Source organism: Streptomyces soli (assembly GCF_003999195.1).
GTDB lineage: Bacteria > Actinomycetota > Actinomycetes > Streptomycetales > Streptomycetaceae > Actinacidiphila > Actinacidiphila soli.
Map to the genome: position 1 here is coordinate 20325 of NZ_RJVR01000289.1, position 6722 is coordinate 27046.

Consider the following 6722-nt stretch of genomic DNA (forward strand, 5'->3'; position numbering starts at 1 on the left):
GGGGCTGGAGTAGAAGGCCCCGATTGATACCGATCGACGGAGAAGACGCTTTCATGGACATCGAGAACGAGTACGGCGAAGTCGGCACGCTCGGCGACGCCGAATACGCCGAGTTCATGGAGCTCGCCGCCGAGGAGGGCTTCGACCTCGACGAGGTCGCCGGTGACCTCGCGGCGGCGGGCCACGGCCCGCTGCCCGTGCTCGCGGTGGTCGGCCGGCCGAACGTCGGCAAGTCGACCCTCGTGAACCGGATCATCGGCCGCCGTGAAGCGGTCGTCGAGGACAAGCCCGGCGTGACACGGGACCGGGTGACGTACGAGGCGACGTGGAACGGCCGCCGCTTCAAGATCGTCGACACCGGCGGCTGGGAGCAGGACGTGCTCGGCATCGACGCGTCCGTCGCCGCGCAGGCGGAGTTCGCGATCGAGGCCGCCGACGCGGTGGTCTTCGTCGTCGACTCCACGGTCGGCGCGACCGACACCGACGAGGCCGTCGTCAAGCTGCTGCGCCGGGCCGGCAAGCCCGTCGTCCTGGCCGCCAACAAGGTCGACGGTCCCTCCGGCGAGGCGGACGCCACCGCGCTGTGGAACCTGGGCCTGGGCGAGCCGTACCCGGTGTCGTCGCTGCACGGCCGTGGCACGGGCGACCTGCTGGACGCCATCCTCGAGGCCCTGCCCGAGGCGCCCGCGCAGACCTTCGGCGAGGCCCTCGGCGGGCCGCGCCGGGTCGCGCTGATCGGCCGGCCGAACGTCGGCAAGTCGAGCCTGCTCAACAAAGTCGCCGGCGAGGACCGGGTCGTCGTCAACGAGATGGCCGGCACCACCCGTGACCCGGTCGACGAGCTGATCCAACTCGGCGGCAAGACCTGGAAGTTCGTGGACACTGCCGGCATCCGCCGCCGCGTCCACCTCCAGGAGGGCGCCGACTACTACGCCTCGCTCCGCACCGCCGCCGCCGTCGAGAAGGCCGAGGTCGCGGTCATCCTGATCGACGGCACCGAGTCCATCAGCGTTCAGGACCTCCGGATCATCACGATGGCGGTCGAGGCCGGGCGCGCGGTCGTCATCGCGTACAACAAGTGGGACCAGCTCGACGAGGAGCGCCGCTACTACCTCGAGCGCGAGATCGAGCGGGACCTGGTCCAGGTCCAGTGGGCGCCCCGGGTGAACGTCTCGGCGCTCACCGGCCGCCACATGGAGAAGCTCGTCCCGGCCATCGAGACCGCCCTGGAGGGCTGGGAGACCCGCGTCCCCACCGGCCGCCTCAACGCCTTCCTCGGTGAGATCGTCGCCTCCCACCCCCACCCCATCCGCGGCGGCAAGCAGCCCCGCATCCTCTTCGGCACTCAGGCCGGCACCAAGCCCCCGCGCTTCGTCCTCTTCGCCTCGGGCTTCCTTGAGGCGGGCTACCGCCGCTTCATCGAGCGTCGGTTGCGTGAGGAGTTCGGCTTCGAGGGGACGCCGATCCAGGTGTCGGTGCGGGTGCGGGAGAAGCGCGGGCGCAAGAAGTAGTGCTGGTGACCTGGCTGCGTCGGTGGCCGCGGGCAGGTCTTTCGTGGGGGTCCGGGGGGTCGCTCCCCGGGATATTGCAGCATCGAGCGTCGGTTGCGTGAGGAGTTCGGCTTCGAGGGGACGCCGATCCAGGTGTCGGTGCGGGTGCGGGAGAAGCGCGGGCGCAAGAAGTAGCCGCTAGAGGCCGTGGAGCCGTTTGTCCGTCCCGGCTGGGGGGAGGGCGGCGGGGACGGCTCCGCGGTGGCGTCCGGCGCGCTGGAGGGGCTCGAAGCCGTTGAAGCTGAGGGCCTCCTCGCCGGTGCGGTCGCCGGGCAGCGTACGGAAGAGGCGGCGGTACTCGGAGTAGAGGGCGTCGTAGATCGGTGTGCCCGAGCCTCCGTAGGTGTCCTGCGACGCGGCTCGCATGGACGGGATCTGGCTGCGGTACTGGGCTCGGGAGGCGTCAAAGGTGTGCACGTCTGTGCCAACGAGTGACGGTTCGTCCTGGATGCGGGCGTACGGCTGATTTACGGAATCCTGTCCGAGCACGACGAGGGCGCGTACGGAATTCCGTACGCGCCCTGTCGACCGGGGTTCGGTCAGGTGCCGGAGAGCGGCATGGTCGCGCCGACCAGGAGGCCGCGCTCGGCGGCGCGGGCGAGGGCGGACTGGAGCAGGTCCTCGCGGGGTTGCTGGCCGATGCTGCCGACCGGGGCCGCGTAGACGTACACCTCGTTGGACTTGTTGACCGCCACGCGCCAGCCGTCGCTGACGGGCAGCGGCTGGTGCGCCTGCCACCAGGCGCCCGCGGCGCCGGGCTGGAGGATGGCGTGCAGCTGGCCCATGGCGAGCAGCACGGACCAGCCGGCGTTCGGGGACGGCGGTACGGCCAGATCGCTGACCGGCAGGAAGCCCTGCTCGATCAGGATGGGCAGGAACTCGTCGCTGCTGTCCTGCTGGCCGGGCCGGGCGATCGGTCCCGTGGGCTCGATCACCAGGGCGGGGCAGATCGAGTCCTTCACCAGGACGAGCCCGCAGGTGATGCCGAGCACTGCCTGGCGCGGCTCGGCATTCGCCTCCGCGGGAGCCGCCGCCGCCTCGTCGCCCTCAAAGGTCTGCACCGCGCCCTGGAGTTGCTGCTCGGACACGGGTACGACCTGCGAGGGGATGCAGGTCGCGTGGGCGAAGGCGAGGACCGCGGTCTCGTCCCCGACGAAGAGCACGGTGCTGGTGCGTTCCTTCGAGGTGTCACCCGGAGTGCGGCAGGAGGTGCAGTCGTATGTGCCCGGCGCGCTATCACCGGCCAGCAGACGCTCGGCCTCCTGTTCGCCGATCTCGGCGCGTACCTCGTCGCTGACATCGAGCATGGCCGGCACGAAAGCCTCCCTGACTGTGCGGCTCCTTCGCCGGACTTTGCCCGGCACGTATAGACAACGGACGATCTGTGTTGGGAGTCACGCCTTTCTCCGTTCTCGCGTCCCGTGCCATACGCACACGGTGAGCGGGGCACCGGAGGCGGTCACTCCATGTCCAACCTTGGCCCCTGGCCGGGCGGGTTGGGTATGAGCCGAGTCACACATCGCATATGCAGTGTGTTGATTTAATACGAAATCAGCTCATCAATCCGGTGTCCGGAAAAGGACTTTACTCCGAGTAACCCCCAACTGGCCTGCAACGACGGGCATTTGTTTGATAACGGGACGATAGCCCATAGATTCCTCCGCCGTGTGCAAGGAGCACCGCCCGGGATCGCTCGTACGTTGAGCGAAGGGTCCGCACCGCACCGGCGTCCGATGCGCCGGGGCACGCGGGTCCCGCAACGAAATGCAGGGGGACATCCCGGGCCCGTGGAGAGGGAATCCATGGCCGTCATAGCCAAGTACCGAACAACCGCAGTGCTCGTGGGCACCGCCGCAGTCCTGTCCCCGCTGGCCGTCATGGCCACGGCGGGGGAGGCCTCGGCCGCCGGCAGCGGAGTGTGGGACCGCATCGCGAAGTGCGAGAGCGGCGGGAACTGGCACATCAACACCGGTAACGGGTACTACGGCGGACTGCAGTTCTCCGCCGGGACCTGGCGGGCCTACGGCGGCACGGCCTACGCGGCCACCGCCGACCGGGCAGGCCGGTCCGAACAGATCGCCGTCGCGACGAAGGTGCAGCGCGCGCAGGGCTGGGGGGCCTGGCCGACCTGTTCCGCGAAGGCGGGGGCGTACGGGACCGCGCCCCAGGCCACGACAAAGGTCAAGCCCGCCAAGCGGGCCACCACGCACACGGGGCGCACCCACAGCCGTACGAAGGCGAAGGCGAAGGCGAAGGCGAAGACGCAGACGCAGGTCGGTCGCTATGTGGTGAAGCCCGGCGACACCCTCAGCGGGATCGCGGCGGCCCACCACACGGCCTGGAAGAAGCTGTACGCCGCGAACAGGTCGGTCGTCGGTGGCGATCCGAACCGGATCGTGCCGGGGCAGCGGCTCGCGCTCTGAGGCCTTGAGCCGGCTCTGAGGCTCTGAGCCGACCGGGTGGGCCCGGGCGCGGCGGCGCGGTGACCGCCGAGCCCGGGCCTACCGTGCTGGCGCATGGCCCACTTCCTCAGCGCCGCCGTACTCGCCGTCTCCGCAGTGATGGCCCCGGCCGCCGCCATCGGCCATGCCCTGGTCTGGGACGACCTCGCCGCCTGCGAGAGCAGCGAGGTCTGGGACGCCAACACCGGTAGCGGCTTCTACGGCGGCCTGCAGATCTGGCAGTCCACCTGGACCGCGCACGGGGGCGCCGCCTACGCCCCGCGCCCCGACCTGGCCTCGCGCGACGACCAGATCACCGTCGCCGAGGACATCCTCCGTGACCAGGGCTGGGAGGCCTGGCCCGACTGCTCGCGCCAACTCGGGCTCTCCGGGCGCTGGCACGCCGTACAGCCCGGCGACACGCTGGAATCGATCGCCGACCGATTCCAGGTGCCGGGCGGCGCGCAGGAGCTCCAAAGCCTCAACCCCGGTGTGGACCTCACCCCCGGGACGCTGATCCGCCTGCCGTGAGCCACGGTCCGGGCGCCCTCCGCGCAGACGGCGGCCAGGACTTCGTACATACGCGCTGCCGCCGCCGGGGACAGGCCTGGCCCGGCTCGTCCAGCAGCACCAGCCGCCGGGCCGGGGCCAGCAGCGCCCGCGACACGGCCACCATCCGCTGCTCGCCGCCGGAACTGCTTTGTCGTCCCCCAGCTCCCGTATGGTGCTTGACGCCCCGGCCGCCGGTCGGGTTGTCCCGGGTCCGGCTACCGATGTGATCACAGCTCTGCCACAAGGAGGTCGAGCGAACAACCAGGGAGGGGAACCCCGGGTCTTGCCTGCGGAAGGCGGACCAGAGTCCGCGGGGAGCCGCTGAACGACAGGGACGCATGCGCATCACATTCCTGCTCCACAACGCCTACGCAGTGGGCGGGACCATCCGTACGACCTTCAATCTGGCCGGCGCGCTGGCCGGGCAGGGCCACGAGATCGAGATCGCCTCCGTGTTCCGGCACCGCGAGAAGCCGGTCCTCGCGCTCGCCCCGGAGGTCCCGCTGCGGCACCTGGTCGACCTGTGGAAGAAGAGCCCGGCTTACGAAGGCGAGCACCCGCTCCACCAGCAGCCGGCGAAGGTCTTCCCGGTCCGCGCCGCGGTGCCACACGGAACGCCTGAAGACGGCCGGAATGCACTGGTGCGCCCAGAGTCGAACGGGCGTACGATAACAGAGTGGTGCATCCCGATTACACCCACGCCGTGCAACACGCGCTGGCGGCCGCCACGCAAGGGCTGGCGGTCTTCCCGCTGGCGCGCTCCAAGCTGCCCGCCCTCCGCTCCCCGCACCGGGACGAGACGGGCCCGGTCACCGGCCCGTCGCCCTGCCGCGGCGAGTGCGGGCGGCTCGGGCACGGCGTGTACGACGCCTCGTCGGACCCGGCGCGGGTGCGCGAGCTGTTCGCCGCCGCGCCCTGGGCCCGGGGGTACGGGGTGGCCTGCGGGCGTCCCCCGCAGCATCTGATCGGCCTCGACCTGGACCGCAAGGGCGCCGCCGACGGCATGCGGGACCTGACTCTGCTGGCCGCTGCCCATGACTTCACGGTGCCGTTGACCCGCACCGTCATCACGCCCAGCGGCGGCCGCCATCTGTGGCTGAGCGGCCCGGTCGGCCTGGTCGTGTCCAATTCCGTACGCCGCATAGCCCCCGGCATCGATGTGCGCGGCTCCGGCGGCTATCTGGTCGGCCCCGGCTCGCGCACCCGCGCCGGCCGCTACCGACTGGCCCCCGGCACCGCCTATCTGCCGCCCGCTCCCGCCCCGGCCGGGCTGCTGCGGCTGCTCGCCCCGCCGCCGGCCCCGCCCACGCCGTCCGCCCCGGTCCGTATACCCACCGGGGCCGGCCGGTCTGCCGCTCCGCTGGTGAACTTCGTCCTCGGCTCGGTCCAGGGGGAGCGCAATGAGCGGCTCTACTGGGCGGCCTGCCGGGCCTATGAGACCGGCCACGGGGAGGTTGTCGCCGACGCGTTGGTCGACGCGGCCCTCCGTATCGGACTGCCGGAGCGCGAGGCGCGGGCGACCGTACACTCTGCCGCACGCAGGTTCGGTGATTACGCCATTCGTGCCCGGATTTCTGACGGGCGATGAGCTGAGGGATCCCAAAGGCCGTGTTGTGAGGAAAGTGTGTCGGTCGCTGTCCCGGGGTGATCGCCGGAATTCCGCGGGCGGGATTTACGAGCTCGGCAAGAGAAATTTATGAGAGTTCTGTGAGGCGTCGAAAAACCTACCCCTAACGAGTGAACGGGCTACGCCAGACGCCACTCATGATTCTGTGACAGAAGTGTGACGATCACGCCCGGTGCCGCTTCCACGGCAGCGACTATGCGCCTACGGTGGCCGGTATGGCATCCATTTCGAGCCCCGGACAGCAACCACAGGACAACCCGGAGACCTACGTCGGCCTCTCCGCCGAGGAGGCCGAGCGGCGCGCCAGGGGGCAGGGCTGGACCACGGTCCGATCCCTCCCGCCCGGCGCGATCGTCACCATGGAATACCGCTCGGGGAGGCTGAACTTCACGGTCGCCGACGGCACCGTGACCCGCTGCTGGTCAGGCTGAGGGTCAGCTCGTCGCGCCCCGGCCGCGCACCGGCGGCCCCAGCGGCGCGGGCCGGGAGGGGCGGTCGACGGGCGGTCGGCGGCTGCCGACCGGGGTGACCGGCGTCCGCTCGTGACGCGCG

Annotated in this window: 7 protein-coding genes and 1 pseudogene; 6 read left to right on the plus strand and 2 right to left on the minus strand. The window is 70.8% G+C overall.

The features are described from left to right. The first annotated feature begins 53 nt into the window (after positions 1-53). Positions 54-1511, plus strand: a complete 1458-nt coding sequence (gene der, locus EFK10_RS31925) for a ribosome biogenesis GTPase Der (RefSeq protein WP_127359134.1) — start codon at positions 54-56, stop codon at positions 1509-1511. Between the two features lie 177 nt (positions 1512-1688). Here the strand turns inward: der and EFK10_RS31930 are convergent, their stop codons facing one another. After that, positions 1689-2039 (minus strand): hypothetical protein, encoded by a 351-nt coding sequence (locus EFK10_RS31930; protein ID WP_240677602.1) that lies wholly within the window; start codon positions 2037-2039, stop codon positions 1689-1691. 50 nt (positions 2040-2089) lie between these two features. Beyond that, entirely contained in the window at positions 2090-2857 is a 768-nt protein-coding gene (locus tag EFK10_RS31935; protein WP_127359135.1) for a hypothetical protein, read from the minus strand. A 495-nt stretch (positions 2858-3352) separates the two neighbouring features. On the opposite strand from EFK10_RS31935, the gene EFK10_RS31940 reads away from it, so the two are divergent. The 5 genes and pseudogenes from EFK10_RS31940 (at position 3353) to EFK10_RS31960 (ending at position 6601) form a co-directional block, all read left to right on the plus strand. Beyond that, positions 3353-3973 carry a LysM peptidoglycan-binding domain-containing protein gene (locus EFK10_RS31940; RefSeq protein WP_127359136.1) on the plus strand — a complete coding sequence of 207 codons (621 nt, stop codon included), beginning with the start codon at positions 3353-3355 and terminating at the stop codon, positions 3971-3973. 93 nt (positions 3974-4066) lie between these two features. Next, positions 4067-4522, plus strand: a complete 456-nt coding sequence (locus tag EFK10_RS31945; RefSeq protein WP_127359137.1) for a LysM peptidoglycan-binding domain-containing protein — start codon at positions 4067-4069, stop codon at positions 4520-4522. Positions 4523-4881: 359 nt separating this feature from the next. Further along, a pseudogene (locus EFK10_RS51135) lies at positions 4882-5133 on the plus strand (glycosyltransferase family 4 protein); the annotation flags it as partial. Between the two features lie 86 nt (positions 5134-5219). Continuing rightward, complete coding sequence (locus tag EFK10_RS31955; RefSeq protein ID WP_127359138.1) at positions 5220-6131, plus strand: bifunctional DNA primase/polymerase; 912 nt, start codon at positions 5220-5222, stop codon at positions 6129-6131. 254 nt (positions 6132-6385) lie between these two features. Continuing rightward, complete coding sequence (locus EFK10_RS31960; RefSeq protein WP_127359139.1) at positions 6386-6601, plus strand: I78 family peptidase inhibitor; 216 nt, start codon at positions 6386-6388, stop codon at positions 6599-6601. The last annotated feature ends 121 nt before the right edge of the window (positions 6602-6722 follow it).

Excerpts from the sequence above, each read along its gene's own strand:
- der (WP_127359134.1), top strand. The coding sequence starts at position 54 with ATGGACATCGAGAACGAGTACGGCGAAGTCGGCACGCTCGGCGACGCC.
- EFK10_RS31935 (WP_127359135.1), bottom strand. The coding sequence starts at position 2,857 with ATGCTCGATGTCAGCGACGAGGTACGCGCCGAGATCGGCGAACAGGAG.
- EFK10_RS31940 (WP_127359136.1), top strand. The coding sequence starts at position 3,353 with ATGGCCGTCATAGCCAAGTACCGAACAACCGCAGTGCTCGTGGGCACC.
- EFK10_RS31945 (WP_127359137.1), top strand. The coding sequence starts at position 4,067 with ATGGCCCACTTCCTCAGCGCCGCCGTACTCGCCGTCTCCGCAGTGATG.
- EFK10_RS31960 (WP_127359139.1), top strand. The coding sequence starts at position 6,386 with ATGGCATCCATTTCGAGCCCCGGACAGCAACCACAGGACAACCCGGAG.